This is a genomic window from Pseudomonadota bacterium, from assembly GCA_010028905.1.
Taxonomy (GTDB): Bacteria; Vulcanimicrobiota; Xenobia; order RGZZ01; family RGZZ01; genus RGZZ01.
In genome coordinates this window covers 1-1,170 of the sequence record RGZZ01000885.1, presented here as the reverse complement: position 1 = coordinate 1,170, position 1,170 = coordinate 1, and the positions used below count along the sequence as shown (strand labels likewise).

Genomic DNA, 1,170 nt, shown 5'->3' with positions numbered 1-1,170 from the left:
AATGGCAGCAGCAGGTGCCCCCTGTGAAGGGGCCGCCTTGGCCGCCGAAGAGACCGAAGCGGGACCCGCAACGATAGACTGATGGGTCGACCCGATCTTGCTTTCCGCGAGAACGCCGGCGTTCCAACTTCCAGAGGCACGCACCTGACCGTGCATTCCATACAGACCGCTCAGGATCTGACCGACCTCGAGCCCGGGAAACGGCATCTTCAACGCGCGATCGAGATCCTTCTTCTGCTTCTCGTTCAGACCGAGCTTCTTGGCAAACGTGTCACGCGCCGCAGGATCCTGCAGCCTCTCCATGAGCGCCTTGTTCGTTGCGAGCGACCGACCCGAGGTCTCGCGCTCCATAGATGCCGCCAGCTCGGGGCAGGCGGCCTTCAGAGATTGGCGGAGGCTGTCGCGGGTGGCCTGCGACATCGAGGGGTGACCGTTCCAGAGAATGTGAGACGCGGCGTCGAGCTCGGCCCAGTTCTCGAGGGCGTGGCTGGCCTTGTCAGCGGCTTCTTCCGGCTTGTAGCCGTTCTGGCGATAGCTCTCGGTGAGGGCCTTCTTCACGCCTTCAGGGTTCTTCATGGCAGCGCGGTAGGCGCTGCTCTTCTCGGCCATGTAGGCCAGGCGCGTTCCGTTCGCCCCAAAAGAGCGAAGGTTCTTGGTCTGCTCCGCGTGACGGATCTCCTCGGTGATGACCTCGTGCTGCTGCTTTGAGTTGAGCTTGTCGAAGCTGCTGCTCACATAGACCGAGTGCGTGCGACCATCGTAGAGCGCCAGGTGCCTTGCTTCCTCGGCGCTGACGTTGCGGCTCTTGAGGAAGTCCTTCCAGTGCTTCTCGTCGACGACGCGCACGTCGGCGTTGTTGACGACCTTCGACGTTGCGGCGATCTCGTGAATCCGGTCGCTGATGCGCTTGCCCTTCTGGGCGTCTTGCATCTCGGAGGTGTCAACGCCCGCGATGGAATTCTTGTGCCCAAGCTGCTCGCGAATCGACAGATCGACGCTGCCGAGATAATCGCGTGCGTTGTTGTACACCCCAGATATCACACTGATCCCCATCTCGAAGACGTTGGGATCCTGCGCCTTCGCGGGCGTTGACACCTCCGAGATGCAAGACGCCCAGAAGGGCAAGCGCATCAGCGACCGGATTCACGAGATCGCCGCAACGTCGAAGGT

Annotated in this window: 1 protein-coding gene; it reads right to left on the bottom strand. The window is 61.8% G+C overall.

Features of this window, described 5'->3' with window-relative positions; translation table 11 throughout:
* Nucleotides 1–1,053 (bottom strand): hypothetical protein (locus EB084_26120; protein NDD31741.1); only part of this gene is annotated, 1,053 nt, incomplete at its 3' end.
* Between the last annotated feature and the right edge of the window lie 117 nt (nucleotides 1,054–1,170).